This window comes from Vreelandella olivaria (genome assembly GCF_023507745.1).
Lineage (GTDB): Bacteria > Pseudomonadota > Gammaproteobacteria > Pseudomonadales > Halomonadaceae > Vreelandella > Vreelandella olivaria_A.
Window position 1 is genome coordinate 49,359 of sequence record NZ_JALPZO010000065.1, and the last position, 25,305, is coordinate 74,663.

The 25,305-nt window shown below is 56.2% G+C and carries 23 protein-coding genes; 12 read left to right on the top strand and 11 right to left on the bottom strand.

What is annotated here, in order from left to right; translation table 11 throughout:
- Positions 1–187: 187 nt before the first annotated feature.
- A complete protein-coding gene (locus HP566_RS05170) occupies positions 188–1,150 on the bottom strand; it encodes a LysR family transcriptional regulator (protein ID WP_249976193.1) in 963 nt (320 codons plus the stop codon).
- A gap of 198 nt (positions 1,151–1,348) precedes the next feature.
- Here HP566_RS05170 and HP566_RS05175 point away from each other — a divergent pair, with 198 nt between their 5' ends.
- The 9 genes from HP566_RS05175 (at position 1,349) to HP566_RS05215 (ending at position 11,933) form a co-directional block, all read left to right on the top strand.
- Entirely contained in the window at positions 1,349–2,866 is a 1,518-nt protein-coding gene (locus HP566_RS05175) for an ABC transporter substrate-binding protein (protein ID WP_249976194.1), read from the top strand.
- A gap of 63 nt (positions 2,867–2,929) precedes the next feature.
- Positions 2,930–3,847, top strand: a complete 918-nt coding sequence (locus tag HP566_RS05180) for an ABC transporter permease (RefSeq protein ID WP_249976195.1) — start codon at positions 2,930–2,932, stop codon at positions 3,845–3,847.
- Positions 3,848–3,856: 9 nt separating this feature from the next.
- The gene (locus HP566_RS05185) at positions 3,857–4,765 is read left to right on the top strand and encodes an ABC transporter permease (protein WP_249976196.1); all 909 of its coding nucleotides are present in this window, start codon (positions 3,857–3,859) and stop codon (positions 4,763–4,765) included.
- The gene (locus HP566_RS05190; RefSeq protein WP_249976197.1) at positions 4,758–5,816 is read left to right on the top strand and encodes an ABC transporter ATP-binding protein; all 1,059 of its coding nucleotides are present in this window, start codon (positions 4,758–4,760) and stop codon (positions 5,814–5,816) included. Before HP566_RS05185 ends, HP566_RS05190 begins: the two co-directional genes overlap by 8 nt.
- Positions 5,797–6,777, top strand: a complete 981-nt coding sequence (locus HP566_RS05195; RefSeq protein ID WP_249976198.1) for an ABC transporter ATP-binding protein — start codon at positions 5,797–5,799, stop codon at positions 6,775–6,777. The genes HP566_RS05190 and HP566_RS05195 overlap by 20 nt, the downstream gene beginning before the upstream one ends.
- Before the next feature lie 37 nt (positions 6,778–6,814).
- Positions 6,815–8,221, top strand: coding sequence for a M20 family metallopeptidase (locus HP566_RS05200; RefSeq protein ID WP_249976199.1), 1,407 nt, complete (start codon positions 6,815–6,817; stop codon positions 8,219–8,221).
- The gene (locus HP566_RS05205) at positions 8,218–9,399 is read left to right on the top strand and encodes a M20 family metallopeptidase (RefSeq protein WP_249976200.1); all 1,182 of its coding nucleotides are present in this window, start codon (positions 8,218–8,220) and stop codon (positions 9,397–9,399) included. Before HP566_RS05200 ends, HP566_RS05205 begins: the two co-directional genes overlap by 4 nt.
- Positions 9,400–9,497: 98 nt before the next feature.
- On the top strand, positions 9,498–10,031 hold the full coding sequence (gene sodC / locus HP566_RS05210; protein WP_249976201.1) for a superoxide dismutase [Cu-Zn] SodC: 534 nt from the start codon (positions 9,498–9,500) through the stop codon (positions 10,029–10,031).
- Between the two features lie 426 nt (positions 10,032–10,457).
- Positions 10,458–11,933, top strand: coding sequence for a carbon starvation CstA family protein (locus HP566_RS05215; RefSeq protein WP_249976202.1), 1,476 nt, complete (start codon positions 10,458–10,460; stop codon positions 11,931–11,933).
- Between the two features lie 77 nt (positions 11,934–12,010).
- On the opposite strand, the gene bfr is transcribed toward HP566_RS05215, so the two are convergent.
- The 5 genes from bfr to lptF form a co-directional block, all read right to left on the bottom strand.
- Positions 12,011–12,496: a bacterioferritin gene (bfr, locus tag HP566_RS05220; RefSeq protein ID WP_249976203.1), complete on the bottom strand. Its 486-nt coding sequence runs from the start codon at positions 12,494–12,496 to the stop codon at positions 12,011–12,013.
- Between the two features lie 182 nt (positions 12,497–12,678).
- Positions 12,679–12,885, bottom strand: a complete 207-nt coding sequence (locus HP566_RS05225; RefSeq protein WP_249976204.1) for a (2Fe-2S)-binding protein — start codon at positions 12,883–12,885, stop codon at positions 12,679–12,681.
- Between the two features lie 192 nt (positions 12,886–13,077).
- Positions 13,078–13,563, bottom strand: coding sequence for an RDD family protein (locus HP566_RS05230; RefSeq protein ID WP_249976205.1), 486 nt, complete (start codon positions 13,561–13,563; stop codon positions 13,078–13,080).
- Between the two features lie 37 nt (positions 13,564–13,600).
- Positions 13,601–14,665 (bottom strand): LPS export ABC transporter permease LptG, encoded by a 1,065-nt coding sequence (gene lptG / locus HP566_RS05235; RefSeq protein ID WP_249976206.1) that lies wholly within the window; start codon positions 14,663–14,665, stop codon positions 13,601–13,603.
- Positions 14,665–15,744, bottom strand: coding sequence for an LPS export ABC transporter permease LptF (gene lptF / locus HP566_RS05240; RefSeq protein ID WP_249976207.1), 1,080 nt, complete (start codon positions 15,742–15,744; stop codon positions 14,665–14,667). Before lptF ends, lptG begins: the two co-directional genes overlap by 1 nt.
- A 113-nt stretch (positions 15,745–15,857) precedes the next feature.
- Between lptF and HP566_RS05245 the strand changes: the two genes are divergently transcribed.
- The 3 genes from HP566_RS05245 (at position 15,858) to HP566_RS05255 (ending at position 19,147) form a co-directional block, all read left to right on the top strand.
- Positions 15,858–17,378, top strand: coding sequence for a leucyl aminopeptidase (locus HP566_RS05245; RefSeq protein WP_249976208.1), 1,521 nt, complete (start codon positions 15,858–15,860; stop codon positions 17,376–17,378).
- A gap of 139 nt (positions 17,379–17,517) precedes the next feature.
- A complete protein-coding gene (locus HP566_RS05250) occupies positions 17,518–18,627 on the top strand; it encodes a branched-chain amino acid aminotransferase (protein WP_340163064.1) in 1,110 nt (369 codons plus the stop codon).
- A gap of 88 nt (positions 18,628–18,715) precedes the next feature.
- Positions 18,716–19,147, top strand: coding sequence for a DNA polymerase III subunit chi (locus HP566_RS05255; protein WP_249976209.1), 432 nt, complete (start codon positions 18,716–18,718; stop codon positions 19,145–19,147).
- Positions 19,148–19,271: 124 nt separating this feature from the next.
- Here the strand turns inward: HP566_RS05255 and HP566_RS05260 are convergent, their stop codons facing one another.
- The 5 genes from HP566_RS05260 to HP566_RS05280 all read right to left on the bottom strand — a co-directional run.
- The gene (locus HP566_RS05260) at positions 19,272–19,814 is read right to left on the bottom strand and encodes a hypothetical protein (protein ID WP_249976210.1); all 543 of its coding nucleotides are present in this window, start codon (positions 19,812–19,814) and stop codon (positions 19,272–19,274) included.
- 203 nt (positions 19,815–20,017) lie between these two features.
- Complete coding sequence (locus tag HP566_RS05265; protein WP_249976211.1) at positions 20,018–20,353, bottom strand: hypothetical protein; 336 nt, start codon at positions 20,351–20,353, stop codon at positions 20,018–20,020.
- Complete coding sequence (locus tag HP566_RS05270) at positions 20,350–21,417, bottom strand: hypothetical protein (RefSeq protein ID WP_249976212.1); 1,068 nt, start codon at positions 21,415–21,417, stop codon at positions 20,350–20,352. Before HP566_RS05270 ends, HP566_RS05265 begins: the two co-directional genes overlap by 4 nt.
- The gene (locus HP566_RS05275) at positions 21,414–24,809 is read right to left on the bottom strand and encodes a toxin VasX (RefSeq protein WP_249976213.1); all 3,396 of its coding nucleotides are present in this window, start codon (positions 24,807–24,809) and stop codon (positions 21,414–21,416) included. The genes HP566_RS05270 and HP566_RS05275 overlap by 4 nt, the downstream gene beginning before the upstream one ends.
- Positions 24,806–25,305, bottom strand: a 500-nt coding sequence (locus HP566_RS05280) for a DUF2345 domain-containing protein (protein ID WP_249976214.1), incomplete at its 5' end; no start/stop codon positions are given. The genes HP566_RS05280 and HP566_RS05275, both read right to left, overlap by 4 nt.

Below are 25,305 nucleotides of genomic sequence, written 5' to 3' on the forward strand. Positions count from 1 at the left end.
AGCGTTGAGATGGCAAATAGCGCGTTATTGTCGCGGCTTGGCGAGTTAATGTCACCTATTGTGCAGCCGAGTATATCGGCCCAACGTAGTATTTAGGCGGTGAACTGCATCGTTTCGCCATGTTGCGTCTATATGTAGCTGCTCAAGCCAGGCTTCCTATTGACGGATGAGCACGACCCGGCGCTGGTTACGAAGGAGTGTAGCCGTTAGATTGCATTGGCAGGTTAGGGATAAGCGGTATATTCCCTGGTGGAAGCTGCGCTTTCAAGAACTCTAAAAACGCTTGAGTGGCGCTCGGTAACGTACGGTTGGCCAGGGTTTGAACTTCAATAAAGCGGGAGTCCATTCCCTGGTCACGGATAGGAATAGCCACCAAACGCTGCTGGTGAATGCGGTAACGAACAGAAATTTCCCCCGCTAGTGCAACGCCTCCTCCCATGATGGCGAAGTTAATCAGCGCTTCGGTGTAGTCACTGCTGAAAATAGACTCAAATGCCAGATTCTGGCGGCTACAGCAGATATCAAACAACTGGCGCAGTGTTGTTTCCGGGGCGGGTAACGCAAGGGGATAACGCTGAAGCTGTGCTAACGAAACCTGCTTCTTGGAGGCTAATTCATGATGCGGTGAGACCAGCGCCATAATGGGGGCAGGCTGCCTGAATGCTATTTTGATATCGGCTTCGGGCTTAAGGCTAAAGGTAATTCCTATATCCGCCTCCCCCTCCCTGACATGACGAGTCGCTTCAGAAGGTGATCCCACCATTAAATGGAAGTGAATACCGCTGTAGCGCTTGCGAAAGGCGATAACAGCAGCGGGCAGGAAGTCCACCGCAAAGCCTTCCGAGCTAGCCAGGCGTACTTTTCCCCGTTGTAACCCACGCAGTGCCAATATTTCACTGCCCACACGATCGGATTCCAGCTGCATATGGCGGGCATGCACAGCCAATAGCTCACCTGCGGCACTGGGGATCATTCCCCTGGCTCGTCGTTCAAATAACAGAGTGTCCAGCTCACTCTCCAATCGGGCAATCTGACGACTGATTGCCGAGGGGGCAACATTCACCTTCACCGAAGCCTCACTAATAGAGCCACAACGCACCACTTCCAGAAAGTAGCGTAACGCCGTTTCTTGTAGCACCCGTGGATTCATGTCCCCTCCATCACGAACAGGCATTGCCGAAACGGCAATGATAAATTCTAAACATTGCACTTGTGGCATGTTTAATCAATCGCTTAGTTTTAAACCCAAGGCGACGATTCACCCCACTCAAGAAGACACCCCATAACAATAGCGCCGATGGTACGCCAAACGCTCATATCCGTTTGTTCTCATATAACGAGGTATGACATGACTCCACAACGCACTCTCTGCTGGGCCGCATCTCTAACGCTACTCTGCTGTGCTACCCCGGCACTGGCTGGCAAGGCCAACGACACACTGGTCTATGCATCCGATAGCGAACCTGAAAACGTTAGCCCCTACCACAACAACCTGCGTGAAGGCGTTATTCTCGCTCATCTGGCCTGGGACACGCTGATCTACCGCAATCCGCAAACCAATGAGTATGAGCCGCGACTGGCAACCGAGTGGGAATGGGTGGATGACCAAACCCTTGACCTTGAGCTGCGCGAAGGTGTGACCTTCCACAATGGTGAGTCCTTCAACGCCGACGATGTGGTGTTTACCTTTAACTACGCGGTCTCCCCCGAATCACGCGTGGTAACGCGCCAGAATGTTGACTGGATCGAAAGCGCAGAGAAGCTTGATGAATACCACGTGCGACTCCATCTTAAAGATCCTTTCCCAGCGGCCCTTGAATACCTCTCTGGCCCCATGCCCATCTATCCCAACGAATATTTCCAGGAAGTCGGTATTGAGGGTTTCAGTCGTGAACCGGTGGGTACGGGCCCCTACCGTATTACCGAGGTGCGCCCTGGTGATGGTGTCAGCCTGACCCGGTTTGATGACTACTTTGAAGACAGCCCCATCGGCCAGCCATCGATTGGCAATATCGAGTTCAAGGCTATCGCCGATGAAGATTCACGCATGGCCCAGCTGATGTCGGGCCAGGTGGATTGGATATGGCGGGTGCCACCGGATCAGGCGGAGTCCCTGGAGCGCATGCCTCAACTCACCGTGTTGGGGGATGAAACAATGCGGGTAGGTTATATCAGCCTTGACTCCGCCCAGCGGGAAGGGTCACCGCTCAATGATCTGCGGGTCCGTCAGGCCATCAATCACGCCATCAACCGTGAAGCGCTCTCCAACGATCTGGTTCGTGGCGGTAGCCAGCCACTCTTTGCTCCCTGCTTCCCGACACAGTTTGGTTGCGAGACGGACGATGTCATTGCCTACGAATATGATCCTGAAAAAGCACGCGAACTGCTTGCAGAAGCAGGCTACCCGGATGGCTTCAACATCGACCTGCATGCCTATCGCGAGCGCGATTATGCTGAAGCAATGATTGGTGACCTGCGTGCCGTGGGTATCAATGCCAACCTGCGCTTTATGACCTCTCCCGCACTTTTGGAGCTACAGCGTTCTGACCGCACCGATATGGCTTTCAAAGCCTGGGGTTCCTTCTCCATCAATGATGTCTCGGCATTCGTCGGGGTCTACTTCAATGGCGGCGTTGATGATTTCTGGAGGGACGAGCAGGTCCATGAATGGCTGACCACCGCCGACACCTCCGTAGACTCAGAGGTTCGCAAAGATAATTACCGGCAAGCACTGGCGCGCATTTCAGAGCAGGCCTATTGGGCACCGCTCTTCTCTTACTCGACCTTCTATGCCCATACCGCCGATCTTGACTTCACGGCTTACCCCGATGAACTACCACGCTTCTATGAAGCGGCCTGGAAATAAGGCATTGCTTTTTGTCACTGGTTAACAACCCCGCGGCCTTGGGCCGCGGTCTGGGGGTAACGCATGTGGGCATTCATTTTAAAACGCCTGCTGGTAGCACTGGGTGTGGCACTGACAATCTCGGTTCTCAGTTTTAGCCTGCTACAGATATCGGGCGATTTGGCCATTGCTATTGGCGGACCTGAAGCAACCGCCGAGCAAGTGGAGCAGATTCGCCAGGAGTTCGGCCTGGACCGCCCGTTGATACAGCAATTTGGGGCATGGCTGTGGAATGCAGCACAGTTCGATTTTGGCCGCTCCTACTACTACCAAAGCTCTGTAATGGAGCTGGTGGCCGAACGGTTACCCGTCACCTTGACCCTGGGCTTTTTGTCATTGGCCATTGCGATCTGCGTGTCGATTCCACTGGGCGTGGCAGCAGCGCTAAAACGCGGTAGCTGGATCGACCGGGTTGCCATGGCCATTGCCGTAACAGGGCAGGCGATGCCCAACTTCTGGTTTGGCCTGACGTTAATCATTGTGTTTGCCGTCAACCTGCAGTGGTTTCCGGCAGCAGGTAGCGAGAGCTGGAAAGGTTATGTACTACCTGCCATCGCCCTTGGCTACTACGCCACCCCGGCCATGATGCGGTTGACCCGCAGCGGCATGTTGGAGGTGTTGCAGTCAGACTATATTCGCACCGCACGGGCCAAAGGGCTAAGTACCACCAGTGTGGTGTTCAAGCATGCGCTACGCAACGCGGTTATTCCCGTTGTTGCGCTGGCCGCAGTTGAGCTTGGCTTCATGCTGGGCGGGTCGGTAGTGATCGAAACGGTGTTTTCGCTACGTGGGCTTGGCCACCTGGCCTGGAGCGCCATATCGCGTAACGACTACCCCGTTGTTCAGGCCGTCGTACTGATTATTGCGTTGTTCTACATCGTGCTGACGTTGCTGGCCGACATCCTCAACGCAGCGCTGGACCCGCGCTTGCGTACTCGCTAGGAGATCACCATGCCGGACTCCACGACACCCTTGGCAACCCGCACCTCCCCCAGGCTACGTTCGCCCTTCGCCAGCCTCAGTGCTCGTCTTCCACGCCATCGCACGTTACTGCTGGGTATCACCATCACAGGCTTGCTAGTGCTGATTGCGCTACTAGCTCCCTGGCTGGCTCCCCATGATCCCTATGCGCAAAGCACTGCTAACCGCATGATTCCTCCTGTGTGGCATGCGGCGGGAAGCTGGGAGCATATGCTGGGAACCGACCGGCTCGGTCGGGATTATCTTAGCCGTTTACTATACGGCGCCCGTATTTCACTGTTTATAGGGTTACTGGCCGCCTTCATTTCCGGATTGATTGGCACCACGCTGGGGGTATTGGCAGGCTACTTTGGTGGCCGGGTGGATGCAGTGGTGAGCTATATCCTGACCACACGACTGGCACTACCGGTGGTGCTGGTCGCCTTGGCACTGGCATCGCTGACAGGCGGTTCGCTGATTATGGTCACGCTACTGCTTGGCTTGCTGCTCTGGGACAGGTTCACTGTTGTCGCCCGCTCTGCCACGGTGCAGTTGCGTGATGCGGAGTATGTCCAGGCGGCTCAAGCCCTGGGGGCATCACTACCCTATATCCTGTTGCGTGAAATCCTGCCCAACATTGCACCAGCATTGATCGTGGTAGCGACCCTGGAGGTAGCCAATGCCATTCTGCTGGAAGCCACGCTCTCCTTCCTGGGCATGGGTATTCAGCCACCGCTCCCGTCCTGGGGGCTGATGATTGCGGAAGGAAAGGCCTACATGTTCTTCCAACCCTGGGTGATTGCCATACCGGGCGCCGCGCTATTCATGCTGGTGCTGGCAATCAACCTCCTCGGCGATGGCTTGCGCGATATCAGCGCTCCAGGAGGTCGCGATGAGTAACAATATCTCCACTGGCATCACCAATACATCCGCTCCTTTACTAAAAGTGACCAACCTTCAGGTCAAACTACCCGTAGCGGCGGGTACCCTGAATGCGGTCAGGGGCATCGATTTTGAGGTGCAGCGCGGTGAAATGCTCTGCATTGTCGGCGAATCCGGCTGTGGTAAATCGATGACCTCCATGGCGCTGATGGGCTTACTGCCCCAACGGGCAAACATTACCGCCTCTCAGTTGAACTTCGATGGCGCTGAGCTACTGTCTCTCACGGAGCGTCAGCGTAGCGGCTTGCGTGGGTCACGTATGGCGATGATCTTTCAAGAGCCGATGACCGCACTCAACCCAGCGTATACCCTGGGAAACCAGCTTTGTGAGGTGTTACGACGCCACCGCAAGGTGTCACGCCAGCAAGCCAAAGAGCGCGCGATCTATCTGTTAGGAAAAGTCGGTATCAGCGCGGCAGAAGAGCGTCTTGATCAGTACCCCCACCAGCTATCAGGCGGGCTGCGGCAACGCATTATGATTGCCATGGCGCTGATGTGTGAACCGGACCTGATCATCGCCGATGAGCCCACCACCGCACTGGATGTCACTATTCAGGCGCAAATATTACGTTTGCTGCGGGATCTGCAGCGTGAATTTGGCACCGCCATCATCTTTATTACCCATGACCTGGGCGTGGTTGCCAGAATTGCTGACCGGGTTGCCGTCATGTACGCAGGCGAGATCGTCGAAACCGCCGATACGACGACACTCTTCAATGCGCCTCAGCACCCCTACACACAAGGGCTGATCAACTGTATTCCCACACCGGGAAAAACGCCCCCCGGCAGCCGATTGCAGGCTATCCCCGGCGTGGTGCCCAGCCTTATCGGCGAGGTGAAAGGGTGTGCTTTTCGCAATCGCTGCTCCAGGGCAGAGGAGCGCTGCACCACGGCACCGGCACTCATCCAGGCTACCCAGGCCCATGCCGTACGCTGCCACTTCGCCACCTCTCCTGTGCCGTCCACTGCTATCCCGTGTGAGGTACTCCATGAAAGCCACCAGCGTTGAGCCAACTCCCTACGCGCTAGAACTGTGCGGCCTTTCCAAGCGCTTCACGTTGGGGGGAAAAATGTTCAGTAAGAAGCGCGCGCTATACGCTGTCAGCGATGTCTCTCTTCGAGTGCCACGCGGACAGGTGATGGGGCTGGTGGGCGAATCCGGTTGCGGCAAAAGCACGCTGGCCAAAATGCTGCTTGGCCTGACGCCCCCCAGCGAAGGGGATGTGCTCATTCAGGGGAAGTCGATTACCCATTCAGACCAGAAAACCCTAGCCAGGCATGTACAGCCGATTTTTCAGGACCCGTACTCGTCACTTAACCCACGCCGACGTATTGGCGACATCATTGCGCTACCACTGCGCCTGCATACCACTCTGTCATCGCAGGAACGCTCACAGCGGGTAACCGCGATGCTGGACCTTGTGGGTCTGCCTAAGCGCGCCACCCAGCAGTATCCCGGCCAGCTGTCCGGCGGCCAGCGTCAACGGGTCGCTATCGCCCGTGCGCTCATCATGCGCCCGGACCTGGTGATTTGCGATGAACCCACGTCGGCACTGGATGTATCGGTGCAGGCACAAATCCTTAATCTGCTCCTCGACCTCAAGGAGGAGTTCGGGCTTACCTATCTGTTTATCAGCCACGACCTGGCCGTGGTCGAACATTTGGTTGATCGGCTGGCGGTGATGTATCTCGGCCGCATCGTAGAAGAAGGTAGCCGTGAACAGATTTTTGCTGCCCCCAAACACCCTTATACCCAGGCACTGCTTGCCTCAGCCCTGACGCCAGACCCCAGCCTGGATATTCCCGACCTGGGGCTTGGTTCGGTGCAACCGGACCCCAGCCGCCCACCGGCGGGATGTGCCTTCCACCCTCGTTGCCCTCAATCATCCCCGGAGTGCAGGGAACGTAGGCCATCACTTCCCCCGGTCGACTTGCATGGCACTGGGCGAGTTGCCTGCCATTTCGCATGATCAACACCGGTATCGCTATTTTAAAAGGAGTTTTTTGATGACACGCCAACACGCAATCAGCAAGGCAAGAGCGTATTTTTCGAGCGGCAGCCTGTATCGCTCGCTGGCCAGCAAGATCGCGATCCCCAGTGAAAGCCAGGAACCCAGCCGATTTCACGAACTTGAACGCTATCTTACCGAGCAGATCATTCCCGATCTTGAGCGGCTTGGCTTTGAGTGGGAAATCATTGAAAACCCAGTGACCGGCTATGGCCCCTTCCTGCTGGCGGAGCGGAGTGAGCCAGAGGCTGGGCTAACCGTACTTTCGTATGGGCATGGCGATGTTATCCGGGGATACGATGACCAGTGGGCGGAGGGCCTTTCACCCTGGAAGATGACCCAACGGGGCGACCGCTGGTATGGCCGCGGCACAGCAGATAACAAAGGCCAGCACACCATTAATCTGGCGGCTCTGGAGAGTGTATTAGCCGCCACCGATGGAAAGCTGGGTTATAACGTCAAACTCATCCTGGAAATGGGTGAAGAGACCGGTTCGCCTGGGCTGAATGAGATCTGCCAGCGTTATCAGCAGCGCCTGGCTGCGGATGTCTTTATCGGTTCCGATGGCCCTCGCCTGGATGCAGAATCACCCACCGTTTTTTTAGGGTCACGAGGCTCCTTCAACTTCGATTTAACCCTTAATGCCCGCGAAGGAGCCCATCACTCAGGGAATTGGGGGGGAGTGCTTAAAAACCCCGCAGTGCGGTTGGCCAATGCCCTGGCAAGCATGGTGACACCCCAGGGCGTTATACAGGTCAAAGGGCTGCGCCCTGAACCGATTCCTGAGTCTGTCCGCCACGCCATCGCTAACCTGACCATTGGTAATGGCGATAATGCCCCCGCTATCGACCCTACCTGGGGGGAGCCAGGGCTAACCCCCGCAGAGCGGCTATTTGCCTGGAACACACTGGAAATCCTTGCCTTGAAAGCAGGCAACCCTGATGCCCCTGTCAATGCAATCCCCCCCACTGCCTATGCTCACTGCCAGCTTCGCTATGTGGTGGGCAGCGATCAGGATAAGTTTATCGAACATTTACGCGGACACCTCGATGCCCATGGCTACCAGGATATTGATGTCACGCCAGCACGCATGTCACAAATGAAAGCGACGCGGCTCGACCCAGATGACCCCTGGGTGAGCTGGGCGCTGGCCTCCATTCAAACCACCACGGGCAAATCCCCGACACTACTACCTAACCTGGGCGGCTCCCTACCCAATGACGTCTTTGCTGGCACGCTGGGCCTGCCTACCCTGTGGATACCTCACTCCTACCCGTCCTGCTCGCAACATGCGCCTGATGAACATATGCTCGAAAGTCTTGCCGAGGAAGCACTGTATCTCATGACCGGCCTGTTCTGGGACCTCGGCAAACAAGGTGCGGATATCGTCAAGGAGCGGAAATGACACACGACACACACGCTACACCCAGTACCTTCGTGCTCGACTGGCTGGCCAGCCAGCAGCGCGCGATGGTTGATTGCCTGGCGGAACTGGTCAATATCGACTCACACAGCCCGGATAAAGCAGGCAACGATACCGTTGCTGACCGCATTGAAGCGTGGCTCAGCGCAGAAGGCATAGAGGTCATCCGCCATGCGCGGCCAGAGGCTGGTGATATTCTGGAAGCACGCCTGCCCGGCAAAAGTGCCGGGCACACTTTATTAATGGGCCACCGGGATACGGTTTTTCCTACCGGCACGGTGGCCACACGGGGTTATAGCGAGCAGGACGATATTGGCTACGGCCCTGGGGTTGCCGATATGAAGGGCGGGCTGGTGGTCAATTGCTTTGTCTTACGGGCCTTGAACCAGCTTCCCGAACTCCCCTACCCGGTTCATGCACTATTCACCGCTGATGAGGAGATCGGCTCGCCCGATGGCAGAGCATTCATTGAGCAGGCTGCCAAAGGCGCCCGCGCGGCCCTGAACACTGAGCCAGGACGGGTGAGCGGCAACGTGGTGACCGCTCGCAAAGGAGGCACCGCATTTCTTATCGAAGTGCGCGGCCAAGCGGCCCATTCAGGCGTCAGCCATGCTGATGGCGCAAGCGCGATTGAAACTCTTGCACGTAAAATCGTTAAACTGCACGCCCTAACGGATTACCCAGCGGGTATCACGACTAATGTGGGTACCATTACCGGCGGTGTTGCACGCAACACCGTTGCCCCCTACGCTTCCGCCCAGTTGGATACCCGTTTTGTGACCGCAGAGCAGCGGGACCAGCTCTATCAGGCACTTGAGCGTATCATTGCGGAGCCGGAACTCCCCGGCACCACAGCCACCATCAAACAAACATCAGAGTTTTATCCGCTTGAAGCCGCGATGAGCAGTGCGCTCTTCAGCCGCTACCAACACCATGCCCGACAGTTGGGCTTCGACGTGGAAGGAGAGTTCACGGGCGGATGCTCCGATGCGGGATGGACGGCAAGTTTAGGTGTGCCGACACTGTGCGGTCTTGGGCCAGTGGGTGCATTGATGCACACAGATAGAGAATACTGCCGTCTCTCGACCCTGGTCCCCAGGGCGCAGGCTTTAGCCGCCACGGTGTTAGATTTGCATACCCTATGCGTACCCCCTGAGTAGCCACTGCACCATGCTCTGGCAGCTTTTCCCGACGGCAGCTACCCTGTAATGGCGACCCTTAATCAGGGCTTCCATGGATAAGGAAAGGAGAGTGCACTATGCGCTATTCAGTACCGCTAACAGGCATCGCCGCTGCCTTACTGATGACCACCACGGCTCAGGCCAATGAGTCCCTCGATGTTGATATGCACAAAGTAAGCGCAGAGGGCGTTGAAGAAGCCATCGGTACGGTTTCCATTGAACATACCGAGCATGGCCTGCTGCTCACCCCATCACTTAGCGGCCTTGAACCCGGTGTGTATGGCTTTCATGTCCACCAGAATGCCAGCTGCGAACCCGCTGAAGATGATGATGGCGCAATGACTGCCGCCCAGGCAGCCGGAGGCCACTACGACCCGGAAGAAACCGGCACCCACCAGGGGCCTTATGATGATGGTCATCTGGGCGACCTGCCGGTCTTAACCGTCAATGAAGATGGCGAAGCTAACCTGCCGGTTCTGGCTCCCCGCCTTAGCATGGAAGATATGCCAGGCCGCAGCCTGATGATTCACGCAGGTGGCGACACCTATGACGATGATCCCCATCTCGGTGGAGGCGGTGCGCGCATGGCCTGCGGTGAGGTCAAATCGTAATTGCATGACATCAAACAATGCAGACAAACGGGCAGCTTTATAGCTGCCCGTTTTAGGTTGATGACAAACCCTTTGACCCTGCTTCTTAACGTAGTCTTGAGTAACTCGTAGCGGGGGTCTTTCGCCAGGGCCGGAAAACAGTTCCCTACTTTTCCGGCATTTCCGCCATCCATGGCGGTTAGATGGCGAAAGTAGCGCCCACGGATGGGTTCACAGCTCCCCCGCATAGAGTTACTCGAGACCACTTATCTACTTTGTCAGCAGTCTCGTTTGCGTATCTGCCATGCTGCCAAACGCCATGATCCACTAAAGTCTTAAAGCACTTCTGCGAGCGACTCTGTACATTCAGCTCGGCTTAATCAGCGTACTGGAATCTACCCGTCCTACGCCCGTCACTTTTCATCTCTTAACACATGGGTGCCCCAGATGATTACCTTCATTGTGTCGATACTGCTGTTGGTCGTGGGCTATTTCACCTACGGCAAGTTTGTTGAGCGTGTATTTATGGCGGATCGCAAGCGCCAGACACCCGCTTTTAGCATGCGTGATGACATCGACTATGTGCCGATGAACACCACGCGAAACTCCCTTATTCAATTACTCAACATCGCCGGTGTTGGCCCTATTTTCGGGCCTATTCTTGGTGCACTTTATGGCCCGGTGGCGTTTGTATGGATCGTGATTGGCTGTATTTTTGCCGGTGCCGTACATGACTACCTTACCGGTATGATCTCGATTCGTAACCACGGTGCTCATCTGCCCCAACTGGCAGGCAAGTTCCTGGGCAAAGCAATGAAACACGTGGTCAATGGGTTTGCGATTCTACTGCTGTTACTGGTCGGGACTGTATTTGTCACATCGCCTGCGGCACTGCTGGCCAATATGACATCCATCTCGCTGGCCCTGATTATCATGGCGATCTTTAGCTACTACCTGATTGCCACACTGCTACCGATCGACAAGGTCATTGGCCGTATCTACCCCTATTTTGGTGCGCTGCTGCTGTTTAGCGCGGCGGGCATTGGTATTGGCCTGGTGGTCACAGGCGCCCCCATTCCTGAACTTTCGTTCCAGAATATGCACCCAGACAATGCACCGATTTTCCCGCTGCTGTTCCTGACCATCTCCTGTGGCGCACTGTCTGGCTTCCATGCCACCCAAACACCGATCATCTCACGCACCACTAAAAATGAGACCAATGGGCGTAAGATCTTCTACGGCATGATGATCGCAGAGGGTGTGATTGCGATGATTTGGGCAGCCGCTGCCATGAGCCTGTTCTACGGCGACCAGTCGCTCTCTGATGTGCTGGCGGCCGGTGGCCCTGCGGCAGTGGTGAGCGAAGTCTCTACGACCATGCTGGGCGCGGTTGGCGGCACGCTGGCGGTGCTGGGTGTTATCGTGCTGCCGATCACCTCCGGTGACACTGCTTTTCGCAGCGCACGCATGATTATTGCTGATTATCTGAAAGTAGAGCAGAAACCGATTACCAAGCGCATCCTGATCGCCCTGCCACTGTTCGTGATCTCATATGCGCTGACCCATATGGACTTCACTCTGCTGTGGCGCTACTTCTCCTGGGCCAACCAGACCACTGCCGTCATCGCCCTGTGGGTAGGCACGATGTATCTGGTGCTCTCGCGTAAGCCTTACCTGATCACCTCTATTCCTGCAGTCTTTATGACCATGGCGACCTTTACCTACCTGGCCTACGCACCCATTGGGTTCGGCTTACCCCTACAGACAAGCTACGTGGTAGCCGCGCTGGGCACGCTGGTATGCATTGCACTATTTATGAAGCGGGTACGGCGTTTAAGTCGCACTACCTTTAGTGTTGATGAACCGGTTCCAGCTATTACCACCACATTGGAAGCGAACGCCTCTCTAGCCACCAACCGCTAGTGGCAAAGAGCGTTACCACAAAAAACGGGCAGCCATGTGGCTGCCCGTTTTTTTCACTTGGCTACCGAGCGTGAGATTTACTCTTCGTCGGTGGCAAGCTGCATGTGTTTCTGCAGGTAATTCTGAATACCTACCTGATCAATCAGCTTCAACTGGGTTTCGATGTGGTCAATGTGACCCTCTTCATCTGCCAGCAGGTCGCGCAGCAGATCGCGGGTCACGTAATCTTTTACGCTTTCGCAGTAGGTGATGGCTTCGATGTAGTCATTACGGCCGTCGTGCTCAATTTTCAGGTCGCTTTCCAGCATCTCTTGCACGTTCTCGCCGATATGCAGCTTTCCGAGATCCTGCAGATTGGGGATACCTTCGAGGAAGAGGATACGCTCAATTAACTTGTCAGCGTGTTGCATCTCTTCGATGGACTCGTCGTATTCCCATTTGGCCAATACTTTCAGGCCCCAGTCTTTATACATTTTGGCATGTAAAAAATACTGGTTGATAGCTACCAGCTCGTTGCCAAGCGCTTTATTGAGATGCTGAATGACCGTTGGATCACCTTTCATGACGTCACCTTTTTCACTGTAATGCTGATAGTTAATAAGCACGATCAAGCAGTTACGTTAATGAAGGAGTATAGGCCACAGAAAGGCATACTCCCAATGTTCTTGGGAGTATAGATAAGACAATTAAAAATTCAAGCAAATCAGTTATTTGCTAACGATAACCCTAACGAGAGTGATTCGCGTCACACAGCGTAAGCGAGACTCATATCCGCTTCCGCCCGCGCCACTTGCACGGCTTCGCGGGTCAGTGATTTGGCGTAACAGGCGCATTTGCCACATTGAGTGGCACAGCCAGTCGCCTCACGCACTTCACGCCAGCTGCGTGCACCGTCGCTAACGTGCTGACGAATTTGGTGATCGGTTACTCCTTTGCACACGCATACGTACATGGAAACACCTCATGAAAAGCCATAGGTGTAATGTAAATGATTCGCATACGGCTTTGCAAGTAGAAATATATCTCTGTTGCATTAGCATTCGTTAAAGAAATTATCAGACCGGTGGAGTGCCCCGCTGCTGAAAAGAGAGAACCTCCTGCCAAGCACGTTGAGGCTTATTAACCAGTCGTTGATCGCGAGCCGTTATCTATCGGTTGCTTTTGGCAGAACAACCGTCTGCGTGCCGGATGCTATATCTGGCCAGCTACGACGCTGCTTATCGAACAGCACCCACCAATAACCGATGCCGAAGGCAGCCAGAGAAAGCCAGGCGGTCACACAGCGAATAAGGCTCTGCTTTAGGGAGATGGCATATCCATCCGTGGTTTGCACACGCAGGCGCCATGCCTGCATACCCAGCGTCATACCGCCCCGCCGCCAGGAAAAAACAAAGAATAGCGTAACAAAAAACAGCAGCATTAATCGCAGGCTCCAAATATCGCCAGCCGTGGTACCGATCTCTTCTGCACGTTGCCCCAAAGCAAAACGGAAAAACGCCACATGCACCACCGTGACCGCAATCCAGATCGCCATCACCAAAAAGCCGTCATACAGCATCGCGCCTAGCCGACGCCCCAAACCTGCGGGCCAGACACTGTCCAACTGAGTAAACCGCCGTGTTACCGTCACGCTATCTCCTTGATTAAACCTGCCCACGCTACTCTGGCTAACCGTTACGTCGCAGAAAGTAAATACCCACTACCGCACAGGCCAGTGTTGGCACCAGCACCGCCCACACGGGTGAAAAACCAAATATTGTCGAGGCCGGCGCCAGCAAATCCTGCACGTACTTAAAGACCAACCCAGTGACCACCCCATAGAACACCCGTGTGCCCGCAGCCACAGTGCGTAACGGGCCAAACACAAAGGAAGCAGCAATCAGCACCAGCGACCCCATGGTGAGCGGCATCAGCACCTTTTGCCAGAAATAGAGCAGCGGTTGGTCGGCCTGTAGCCCCTGGCTCTGCAGGAAACGGGCGTAGGCCCATAGCTCACTGGGTGCCTGGCTCTGAATATCACGCAGCAGGCGCTCCAGCTGCGTAGGCGTAAATGCCGTTTCCCAGGTCATCTGGTCGTGGTACTCCGACTCTGTACGGTCGTCAAAGATACGGGTGGTTGTTACCCCTTCCAGTTGCCACTCCCCTTCTTCCCAATGGGCACGACTGGCGTGTGTCGCCTCCGTTAAGCGGCGCTCGTCAAAACGATAGCGGGTTAAGTCCAGCACCACGTTATCGGCGCGGATCGCCCCAAAGCGGTAGACGCTATCGCCTTCAAATTGCCAGCCACTACGACTGGCAGGCATGGCCCCCGCACCCTGCCGCTGCTCCAAACGCCACGCCTCGGCAAACTGCTCGGTACGTGGGCTAACAAATTCAGCCACCAGCAGTACCACCACCACAACCAGCAGCACGGGCTTCATCACGCCCCAAACAATCCTGGCCAGTGAGCGCCCTGCCGCACGCATCACCGTTAACTCATTACTGGAGGCCATGCTGCCCAAGCCAATCAATGCGCCAATCAGCACCGCCACCGGCGCATACTGATAGAAGCGCCAGGGCACCCGCATCAGAAGATAGAACAATACGTCCAACGCGGTATAGTTGCCCTGGGTATCACTCAAATCACCGATATAAGCAATGGTGATATCCAGGCCCAACAGTACAAACTGCACCACAATAATGGCTGCCAGCACATTACGGGCAATATAACGGTCCATTTGATCAAACAGCATTAGCGCATTCCCTTCCGCTGAGAGTGCCAGAGCAGCAGTAACCCCAGCCCTAAAAACAGGCCATGCACCGGCCACACACCAATGGTTGATACCAGGGAGCCGCTACCAATAGCGTCCACCGCAGCCAACAGCAGGCTCAAATACGCCACGTATAGAAATACTGCCGGTAATAGCTTGGCAAAACGCCCCTGCCGGGGGTTAACGCGGGAGAGTGGTTGAGCAAGCAGGGCCAGAATAAATACCATGAATGGCAACCCCACCCGCCATTGAAACTGCGCCTGAGCACGAGGGTCAGGGTCATTCCACAGGTCAGGGGTGGTGGCATATTCCAAGGAATCCAGTTCCTGGCGGTCGCGGCTCAGGCCAAGCCGCAGGGTGTAGCGCTCGAACGTCAAGCGTTCGGCTTCATTTCTGCCCGGCGTCACCCCATAACGCTCGCCATGCTCCAGAACAAGAAAGCGGCTGCCGGTCGCCACATTGGTCTCCTGGTAGCCGGAGCCGGCCCTGGTCACGTAACTATGAGTGCTCTCCGCCCCTGACACGGCCTGCTCATGAACCAATACTTCCTGCATTTCAGTGCCATCACTGCTGAAATCAGTGATATAGGCAGTGCGGCCACCACCAAAATCCTGAAAGCGGCCTGGCGCCAACACCGAGACATCCAATCGGCTGCGCTGCTCCGCCAACGTTGCCTCTGTTAATAGTGCCCCAGCGGGCGTCAGCCATAAGCTACACAGCCCCACCAGCACCGCGACGACGGTTGCAGGCAACAGCGTTACCCGGAAAAGCCGGGTAGGACTCATACCACACGCCACCATAACGGTGATTTCACTGTTCATATAAAGCTGGCCATAGGCCAACAAAATGCCCAGGAAAAACGACAGTGGCAGAATCAACTCCATAAAACCAGGCAGATGAAAAACCATCAGGCTGCCAAGAATGGTGACAGGGAAATCACCCTCCGCCGCATCAGAGAAGTAACGGATAAAGCGGCTGCCCATGATGACCAGTAACAGAATACCGGCCACCGCAGACATCGTCAGTAACACTTCGCGGGTTAAGTACCGAAATAAAATCAACGCACTCTCCGGCTAAAGGTGCAGGTTGCCATGCAATGCGCCCATGGCTTGGGTACACTTGAATAACGGGGCATTATCCCGAATCACTCGATGCTTGTCTTGTTGGAGATGTCATGGAATTTTCCGTTCAGACCGCGAACCCAGCCAAAGCCGAAACGGCTTGCCTCGTTCTTCCCGTTTTTAAAGGTAGCGACTTATTGCCCGCTGTCGCCAAATTAGATGATGCCAGCGAGCGACTGATTGGTCAGTTGCTGGAGCGCGGTGACTTTGATGCCGCGCTGGGCAACGTACAATTGGTGCCATTTGCGCCTGGCCTTGGCGCCGAGCGGCTGCTGCTGGTTGGCCTGGGTGAACGCGACAAGTGCCAGGAAGCCGCATTTATCAAAGGACTGGACGCCGCCATGACAGCCCTCGCCAAGCTCCCGGTGGATGAAGCCAGTGTTGCGTTTACCGATGTTCCTCTCGAAGACCGTGACACAACCTGGAAAACCCGCAAGACGTTGGAAGCGGCTGAGCGGGCAATCTACCGTTTTGACCAGTTTAAATCATCACCAGCCAAAGCTCCCAACTTGGTCAGGCTTAACCTTATCGTGTCCGAAGCGAGTGAATCCTCCCAGGCAAAACAGGGTGCGCTGCTGGGTAGTGCCATTGGTCAGGGCATCAACTTCACCCGTACCCTGGGTAACCTGCCGGGCAATGTCTGCACCCCCCGCTACCTGGCGGAACAAGCGGAACAACTCGGTAAAGATTCCCAAGGCGCACTGGAGATCGATATTCTTGACGAGGAGGCACTCGAAGCACTGGGCGCCAACTCCCTGCTCTCGGTAGGGCGCGGCAGTAAAGAGCCCTCCCGTCTGATCGTGATGAAGTATCAGGGCGCCGAAGACCCGGAGGAAGCACCCCACGTATTGATCGGCAAAGGCATTACCTTTGATACCGGTGGCATTTCGCTCAAGCCCGGCGAAGGTATGGATGAAATGAAATTCGACATGGGCGGTGCCGCCAGCGTGTTCGGCACCGTTAAAGCGGTATTGGCGATCAAACCCAAGTTGAATGTGGTGTTTATCGTTGCTGCCGCTGAAAATATGCCAGATGGCGCCGCCACCAAGCCTGGCGATATTATCAAAACCCTGAAAGGGCTTTCGGTTGAAGTTCTCAACACCGATGCCGAAGGTCGCCTGGTATTGTGCGATGCCCTGACCTACGCAGAGCGCTTTACCCCGGCAAGTGTTGTCGATATCGCCACCCTGACCGGCGCCTGCATTATCGCCCTGGGCCACCACGCCACGGGGCTGCTTTCAAACGATGACGATCTGGCCCTGGACCTGCTGGATGCCGGTGAAGCCGCCTGGGATCGCGCCTGGCACCTACCACTGTGGGACGAGTACCAGGAGCAGTTGGACTCCAACTTTGCCGACCTGGCCAACATTGGTGGCCGCCCGGCAGGCACTATTACCGCCGCGTGCTTCCTGTCTCGCTTTGCCGACCATTTCCCCTGGGCACACCTGGATATCGCGGGCACCGCCTGGCACTCCGGTAAGCAAAAAGGCGCGACTGGACGGCCAGTAGGACTGCTAACCCAATATCTGCTTGATCGAGAAACCGACGCGCAAGTAGAAAATAGCGACAGCTAGCCAAACAGCGGTTGCCTTTCCGCGCCGCAAACGTTACACCTGGAAGCATTAGCGTGTGCCTCACTTAAGGCACACGCTACACCTAACGACACGCTTATAATTGCCCCTCGGGGCTTGGCTTTAGCGGAGACAACACGCCGTGCCCACTCGTTTTGAATCTAGTTTTGAAGTTCTGCCATCCAACCAGCCGATGGCGGATGATATCCGTGACAGCATTCTCAGCAATCCAGGCTTTGGCAAGCACTTTACCGATCACATGGCCCATGTCCGCTGGACAATGGATGCGGACTGGCATGGCCACCAAGTGCGCCCCTACGGCCCGTTAATCCTTGACCCGGCTGCCTCCGTTCTGCACTACGGGCAGGAAATTTTCGAAGGCATCAAAGCCTATCGCCACGCCGATGGCTCAATCTGGACCTTCCGTCCTGAGAAAAATGCCGAGCGTTTTCAGCGTAGCGCCCGCCGTCTGGCACTACCGGAACTCTCCGATGAAGATTTTATCGGTTCACTGAAAGCCCTGCTGGCTCAGGATCATACCTGGGTACCCACCCCCTCCAGCGATGCCGACGAGTGCAGCCTCTACCTGCGCCCGTTTATGATCGCCTCAGAAGCCTTCCTGGGTGTGCGCCCCGCCCACGAAGTGGATTACTACGTGATTGCCTCACCGGCAGCGGCCTACTTCAAAGGTGGCATCGAGCCAGTCTCTATCTGGCTCTCCTCCCACTACAAGCGCGCCGCACCTGGTGGTACTGGTTTTGCCAAATGCGGTGGCAACTACGCCGCCTCCCTGGCGGCACAAAAAGAGGCCGCCACCAATGGCTGCAGCCAGGTCGCTTTCCTGGATGCCGCTGAAAACAAATGGATAGAAGAACTGGGTGGTATGAACCTATTCTTCGTCTACAAGGATGGTCGTTTAGTCACGCCACGCTTAACCGACACCATTCTGGAAGGCGTGACCCGTAACTCCGTGCTGACGTTGGCGAAAGACGAAGGCTTAACGCCTGAAGAGCGCCCCATCAGCATTGATGAATGGCGTGAAGGTGCTGCCTCAGGCGAGATTACCGAAGTCTTTGCCTGCGGCACTGCAGCGGTGATTACCCCGGTAGGCGAACTGGTAACTGAAAACGAGCGCATCCGTCTCAAGGGTGACGGCAACAACGAAATCGCCAAGCGCATCCGCAAAACGCTGCTCGACCTGCAGTATGGTCGCAGTGAAGATAAGCACGGCTGGCTGACCCGGTTGGTATAAATAGCTATAACTGACTGGTATCGCTCAGCCCTGCCGCCTCACAGCGGCGGCAGGGCTGCCAAGCGCTTTAACACCGCGGGAGCCGCCTATGGCACGTATCGATTTTTATATCCTGCCCGACACCACTCTGGAAGCGCGCCTGCAGTTTGCCTGCAAGCTGGCCGAGACGATCCACCGTAAAGGCTACCGGCTACACCTGCACTGCGAGGACAAACCCCTGGCCGAGCAGGCCGACGAGGCTTTATGGCAGTTTCGCCAGGACGCCTACCTGCCCCATGCGCTGGAAGATAGCGAGCTGGCCGCCAGCGTACCGATCACGCTAGGTTGGCAGCAGCTTCCAGTACCTACGCAAGAAACCGCCCTACTGAACCTGCACCCCGATATTCCCGACGGCGTTGAGCACTACGCCCGGGTGGCTGAAATTATCAATCAACACCAGCAAGTATTGGTAGCCAAACGCGCCTGCTGGCAGCGCTATAAAGCGCTGGGGCATGAGGTTGTGCCGCATAAGCTTGGTTAGCATCCCAGGTATGTAATGCTTGTAGTGAACAACTCATTCACAGCAACGGCGGGAGTATATAGTTAGTACTCCATAGCCATCGGTGGTGCCACGCTCGAATAACAGATGGATTGCTTCCCCTAACTCACAACTTTTCGTCTGCCAATGCCGCTGGCTGCTGTTCTCGGTAGGCAGCCATCTCCACCTTGCCGAGTTGGGGCGTAAGCTGGCAGCGCTGCCGGGACCAGGGGTACTCAATCTGCGCTTTGAGCAAGGCGGCACCCTCTCCTTGCTTCCACGCTTCCAACTCCAGGTCGCGCCAGTAGCGAGGGTTGCGCCCGGTTTGCCGGTCGTGCTCGGCGGTGGTGGGGTCGAGGTGACGAAAAGGCTCCAGGCGCGGGATATCTGGCATGGGTTGGGTGACATCCATATAGCGCTGCAGCATATCCCACAGGGCATGCACTTCATGCTTGTGATCAACGATGGTGCTGAGGGAGGTCTGACTGAACTGCTTGCCGGTATAGCGATGTACAAACATCAGCCGGTAGAAGATACCGCCCCGTTGTACCACCCGCTCGACATAGCCATCGAACTCGACAAACAGAGCAACCAGCGGCGGCTTTTTCTTGCCCTGGGCAAAACTCACCATTCCCGTTTGGCGATTGAACTCGCTTTGGCGATTTTCCATGTAGCGATTGGCTCGATTAGCAGACCATTGACTCAAAGGACTTAAAATCGTTGCAAAAACTTTAACCAACCAATTAAAAATTGGCTGTGTTGTATATGCTACCATCACGATTGCAGCTATAAATCCACCGCCAAAAAACACGGCAAAAATCAGTGTTGTAAGCTCAGGACTACTATCATGAATCAAATCCGCAATGCCTGAGGCTAAAAAGACCCCCCCCCCACTAAAACACATAGGTAAATGAAGGGGAAAGCCATCAACAAGACAGAAAGCCCCAATTGGCTTTTCAGAAAACGAATGCGTTGATGATCCCACCACCAGCCATCCGACTGGTAAAAATCCGGCTCCTCCCGGCCACGATGTTGTACAAACTCAGCATCTTCGCAGAGCTGCTGGTAGGGGTCGATACCAGCGTAATCGCCAAAGGGCAGCAGCTCCTCACCCAGCCGTTCGCGCTTTCTTGGCGGTGCGGGCAGCGACGGGATGGCATTGCCCCGGTAGGCACCGGGACCATAGTGGGGGGAGCTTGCTTCACTCATGCTACCGCCTCCTGCCGCTCACGGTAGGCAGTCATCTCCACCTTGCCGAGTTGGGGCGTAAGCTGGCAGCGCTGCCGGGACCAAGGGTACTCAATCTGCGCTTTGAGCAAGGCGGCACCCTCTCCTTGCTTCCACGCTTCCAACTCCAGGTCGCGCCAGTAGCGCGGATTGCGACCGGTTTGCCGGTCGTGCTCGGCAGTGGTGGGGTCGAGATGGCGAAACGGCTCCAGGCGCGGGATATCTGGCATGGGTTGGGTGACATCCATATAGCGCTGCAGCATATCCCACAGGGCATGCACTTCATGCTTGTGATCGACGATGGTACTGAGGGAAGTCTGACTGAACTGCTTGCCGGTATAGCGGTGCACGAACATCAGCCGGTAGAAGATGCCGCCCCGTTGTACCACTCGCTCAACATAACCATCAAATTCAATAAAGGGAGCAACCAACGGTGGCTTCTTTTTGCCCTGGGCAAAACTCACCATTCCTGTTTGGCGATTGAACTCGCTTTGGCGCTCTTTCATATAGCGGTTGGCGCGATGGGCGATTATTTTACGGAAAGGCTTCAGGAAAGTGGCGCCCAAGCGAAAGATGCCACTCATAACGAACTGGCATGTATATGCACCGATAATACCGGCACCCAGAAGCCCTCCCCCCAAAACCAAAAGTGTAGCGACAATTCCAAGCAGCTCGTTATATTCAAAAATATGATCAAGAAACAAGACCGCAAAAGAAAAAGGAAAAAGCAAGAGAAAACAGAAATAAAGGAATGGAAAAGCCATCAAAAGAACGGAAAATCCTAATTGGCTTTTCAAAAATCGAATACGCTGATGATCCCACCACCAACTATCCGACTGATAAAAATTCGGACTCTCCTGGTCATGCTGTTGTATAAATTCCGCATCTTCGCAAAGCTGCTGGTAGGGGTCGATACCAGCGTAATCGCCAAAGGGCAGCAGCTCCTCACCCAGCCGTTCGCGCTTTCTTGGCGGTGCGGGCAGCGGCGGGATGGCATTGCCCCGGTAGGCACCGGGGCTGTAGTCGCTGGCGTTGGCCTCTCTCATACGCGAAATTCCTTGATATACCAGTAGCGTGGGTCCTGTGATCGCCCGGTAAAGGATCTGATAAAATCGCTGATCGGGTTGTTAACGGTGCGATACGACCGGGTCGGCAGCGCATCATGCTGGCCTTCCTCATAAGGTTCGTACGCTTTCAACATCGGGGTAGGTAGCACCATTTCTCCCAGTTCCCACTCGATTCTGGCTTGCAGGGCGATGCGCAGCCGGGAAGTCGACGTGATAGAAGAGCCCACCATCTCGAAGCGCTCCTCTGCCACTTTGCGCTTGACCAGAAAGCGTACGGCGCTTTGCTGTGGCAGCAGTTGGCGCTTGCCAATTTCAAATGGCTCCGGTGCTCGGGTGATATACGAGAGCCGTTCATAGGTGCCAAGCGGGGTGATGGTGCCGGTATCGGTCTGCTCCAGTTCCTGAACGGCCAGATTTAACGTTTCCCCAATCTTGTAACGGCTGATCAGCGGTGTGCTGATAGTGACCACATAATCGCGCTTGCTGGGGGTGTCCGTTGTGGATTCCCATACGCTTTCCAGTAGGGCTTGTTTTTCTGTACGGTCCAGGCTGCCGTAGAGCACTACCTCTATATTAACGGGGCTGAACTGCGTCAACAGTTGTGGGTAGTAAATACTATCGTCAGCGGATGCCATGGAGCTATCAGGGTGGGTGCCCAGGGGGCCCTGCCTAAGCAGTTGTTCAAAGGGGGTAGCCTGATTCATGGCGGCATAACTGGTCCCACCGATGGCCAGCCCCAGGCCGAGCAACGCCCAACCCCAGCCAGGAATCATCACCAGCCCCACCATCAAGGGGGCGGCAAGAAACAACGCCCCACCGGCAATTGCTATACCATGGCCGATAGCCGCATCACGGTCTCCCTGCTGCAAGCTATTGCGTAGCTCCCAGGAACTGACACCAACCGCAGCGACTCCAGCCATGAAATTAAACATGCCAATGGTGCGAACAAGTGTGCTCGCCCCAACCTTAGATAACCTTGCGCCAATGAGGGGCCAGCCCTTCATATCAAACCAAGTTCGCTGAATAAAACGTCCGGTCAGCGAAATTCGATCTGGATAAAGAGTTGCATGTAGTTTCATCGACGCCGCACTAAGATCCGCAAATGCACTAAATATTTTTGCTCGCTGCAACCCCGCACGACTTTCTCGTTGAGCTCGGCTCAATCCCACCATCTCCCTGCCCAAGTTATAAATCGCAAACCCCACCAGCATCCTCGACACCGCCGGGCCATCCATCATCACCTTTACCTGCCCGGCAACCCTGGCCATGCGCAACTGAGCAACCTTGCTGGCTTCTGGGTGCCCCACCGGCAGAACAAACACCAGCACATGCCCGGCGACCTGACGAATGGCTTCGTCGACTTCCGCAGACATACGCTTCGGGCTGGTCGAGGTGCGTACATTCCCACGGGGGTCTATCTGTTCGGCATAGAGGTAGTCCCGCTGGGTCTGGAAGGCACCGCTGTAGCGATCAGCGTCGGTCAGCCCCCAGGCGATGCCATCACCGTGCACCCCAATGATCGTGTAGCGGTTCAGGTCGACATCACCACGCCGCATGACCTGCAACTCGCCGCCCAGGTTGCCATCCATCAGGTTGGCATGGGTGCCGATGGCAGTGAAGAGGCGACGCAGGTGGATGACCTCGATATCGTCGCTGACTCGCTCCGCTGCCCGCAGTAGTGCCTGGCTCCATTGCCCCAGCACCGTGCTCAGCAGGCCGCTCACCTTGCCGGCATTAGACAGGCTGAGCACGGCATTCGATTGATCTTGCTCCTGTTCAGCCAGATTCCGGGCAATGAGCCCCAGGGTCTCCAGTCCCAGGCTTTTCGCCAGGGCATCATCAAGGTCGCTGTCATTCTCAGCCAGCTGGCGCAGGAGGGTGGGGTTGAAATGGCCGCTGCCATCGTTGGTTTCATTGCCAACGGGCGCTTGAGTGGCTTCGCTCTCGTCGGCACTCCATAGCGCTTGCCATTCACGATCCGTCAGCAGCGTCTTGAGCAGTTGCCGGGTACGTGCTTCCTGGCGGGCGTCACCCTGGTCTTGTAGCACACCGGGGAGCTGTTGCAGTACGCCGTAAAGGTCACCACACAGGGCGTAACCTTCGCAGATGCCCAGTTGATGGTGGCTGGTGAAGTCGCGCAGTATGGCGGTGAGCTGGCCCTGGCTGGCCAGCCGCTGGAGGGTGTCGAGCGAGGTGCGCAGCACAGTAATTGCGGCGTCCCGCTCGGCTTGCTGCAAGGTGGTGTCAAGTTTGGCCGCGTCGATGGCACTGCGGAACTCGGCCAGCGGATTCGGCTCACCTTCCCTTGGCTCGGCGTAAAGCGCCTGACGAATCAGCTTGGCCGAATGCCCCAGGGGATGTTCAGCCAGCACGCTGTCGAGCCCATCCAGGTAGTGCTGGGCGAGGTGGATTTGGGCCAGGGCGTGGCGCAGCGTGAACAGTGGATCGGGCAGTGCCACGGCAACGATGCCAGGGTTGTCGCGGATATTGTCCAGCAGGTCGTTACCCGTATCGCACGCCAGTGCCAGGGTAGCGGCTCGGTCGGTTTCACCGGCTTGCTCCCATAGCGCTTTAAGTTTACTGCATAGTTCACTGTTCGCTGGAGAGGTAAAGTCGGCGGTGAAAGCATCGGGGGCTTCCAGCATCAGTTCGATGCCGAGATCGCGTTCGCGCAGTGCCGGTTGTTCGCTCAGGCTCCCGGCGGGAAAGCCGGTCTGCATGGAGAGTCGGCCTTCCATGTCGAGAATCACGGCATGGGCATGCCCAACGGCCGTGGTGCGAGTCTCAAGCCGACTGACGTTGTTTTCAAGCCATGCGATGTAGGGCCAGCTCCAGGCAATTTCACTGTAGGCGAGGCGCACTCGGTGCAGGGTGGCCTGTCCCTGCAGCATGGCGGGTAGCAGAATGTCATCGAGCCATTCGCCTTCGCTGTCGCGCTCGTTGGGGATATTGCCTCCCTCAGCCTGCTCACGATAGTGGGTGAGATCCACATCACTGAGCTTGCCGTCGGGGCCTATCTCAAGTTCACGCCACAAGCGGTTGTCGAAGAACACATATAGGTAGCCTGGGCGCAGCATGGCGGTGGCGATACCGGTATGGGTGGTCACGCCACGTTGTTGAACGGGACGATGGCGGCCCACTTCCGCCAGGGGGCGAACAGCTAGCAGGGTGTTGTCCTGCAGGCTCCCATCAGTGCGCTCAAAGACGGTTCTGGCGTGCTCCACGAGGGGTATTTCAATCTCACCACCACCTTCACGCTTGGGAATCACCAGCGCCAGGGTGCCGTCTTCGTCATCTTCGTACTCGACACGGCGCCGTACGCCCAGGTCGATGGCTTCGTCCTGCAGTTCCTTGAGATCGCCTTCGCTCATGCGTTTTGTCCCTCATCCGTCCGGCCCCACCCCTTGCGTAGACGAACCTGCTGACCGTCCTGTCGACCGCTGGTAACGTCAACGAGAAACTCCCGTTCCCCTACTCCTGAGGCTTCTGCCAGTGACACTCCTTTCGTGCGTGTTTGTTGAGGCGCTACGATTTTTTCATGCACCTCCGCCGCCACATGCCCCGGTAGTAGCGGGCCTTCCACCGCCTGCCCGGTGCCGTTGCCTGGGCTGCCGCCTGCGTTGATGCGTACCTTGGGGCCTACCAGGGTGATGCCGCCGCCCTCCAGCTTGATGAAACTGCCCCCGGCATTCAGGGTGAGTTCATCACTCGCTTCCAGCACGACTTTGTGGCCCGCTTTAATGTGCAGCTCTCGGCCACTTTCACTTAACCACGCCTGCCCTGCCTTGATATGCAGCGAGCCTTGCAGCGTGAAATGCTGCTGGCCTTCGGTATGTTCGAAGCGGTTACCATGCACCGTGTGGTGGC

Excerpts from the sequence above, each read along its gene's own strand:
- HP566_RS05170 (WP_249976193.1), bottom strand. The coding sequence starts at position 1,150 with ATGAATCCACGGGTGCTACAAGAAACGGCGTTACGCTACTTTCTGGAA.
- HP566_RS05215 (WP_249976202.1), top strand. The coding sequence starts at position 10,458 with ATGATTACCTTCATTGTGTCGATACTGCTGTTGGTCGTGGGCTATTTC.
- sodC (WP_249976201.1), top strand. The coding sequence starts at position 9,498 with ATGCGCTATTCAGTACCGCTAACAGGCATCGCCGCTGCCTTACTGATG.
- HP566_RS05260 (WP_249976210.1), bottom strand. The coding sequence starts at position 19,814 with ATGGAAAATCGCCAAAGCGAGTTCAATCGCCAAACGGGAATGGTGAGT.
- lptG (WP_249976206.1), bottom strand. The coding sequence starts at position 14,665 with ATGCTGTTTGATCAAATGGACCGTTATATTGCCCGTAATGTGCTGGCA.
- HP566_RS05225 (WP_249976204.1), bottom strand. The coding sequence starts at position 12,885 with ATGTACGTATGCGTGTGCAAAGGAGTAACCGATCACCAAATTCGTCAG.
- HP566_RS05185 (WP_249976196.1), top strand. The coding sequence starts at position 3,857 with ATGCCGGACTCCACGACACCCTTGGCAACCCGCACCTCCCCCAGGCTA.
- HP566_RS05180 (WP_249976195.1), top strand. The coding sequence starts at position 2,930 with ATGTGGGCATTCATTTTAAAACGCCTGCTGGTAGCACTGGGTGTGGCA.
- HP566_RS05190 (WP_249976197.1), top strand. The coding sequence starts at position 4,758 with ATGAGTAACAATATCTCCACTGGCATCACCAATACATCCGCTCCTTTA.
- HP566_RS05205 (WP_249976200.1), top strand. The coding sequence starts at position 8,218 with ATGACACACGACACACACGCTACACCCAGTACCTTCGTGCTCGACTGG.
- HP566_RS05255 (WP_249976209.1), top strand. The coding sequence starts at position 18,716 with ATGGCACGTATCGATTTTTATATCCTGCCCGACACCACTCTGGAAGCG.
- HP566_RS05245 (WP_249976208.1), top strand. The coding sequence starts at position 15,858 with ATGGAATTTTCCGTTCAGACCGCGAACCCAGCCAAAGCCGAAACGGCT.
- HP566_RS05200 (WP_249976199.1), top strand. The coding sequence starts at position 6,815 with ATGACACGCCAACACGCAATCAGCAAGGCAAGAGCGTATTTTTCGAGC.
- bfr (WP_249976203.1), bottom strand. The coding sequence starts at position 12,496 with ATGAAAGGTGATCCAACGGTCATTCAGCATCTCAATAAAGCGCTTGGC.
- HP566_RS05275 (WP_249976213.1), bottom strand. The coding sequence starts at position 24,809 with ATGAGCGAAGGCGATCTCAAGGAACTGCAGGACGAAGCCATCGACCTG.
- HP566_RS05265 (WP_249976211.1), bottom strand. The coding sequence starts at position 20,353 with ATGAGTGAAGCAAGCTCCCCCCACTATGGTCCCGGTGCCTACCGGGGC.
- HP566_RS05195 (WP_249976198.1), top strand. The coding sequence starts at position 5,797 with ATGAAAGCCACCAGCGTTGAGCCAACTCCCTACGCGCTAGAACTGTGC.
- HP566_RS05175 (WP_249976194.1), top strand. The coding sequence starts at position 1,349 with ATGACTCCACAACGCACTCTCTGCTGGGCCGCATCTCTAACGCTACTC.
- HP566_RS05270 (WP_249976212.1), bottom strand. The coding sequence starts at position 21,417 with ATGAGAGAGGCCAACGCCAGCGACTACAGCCCCGGTGCCTACCGGGGC.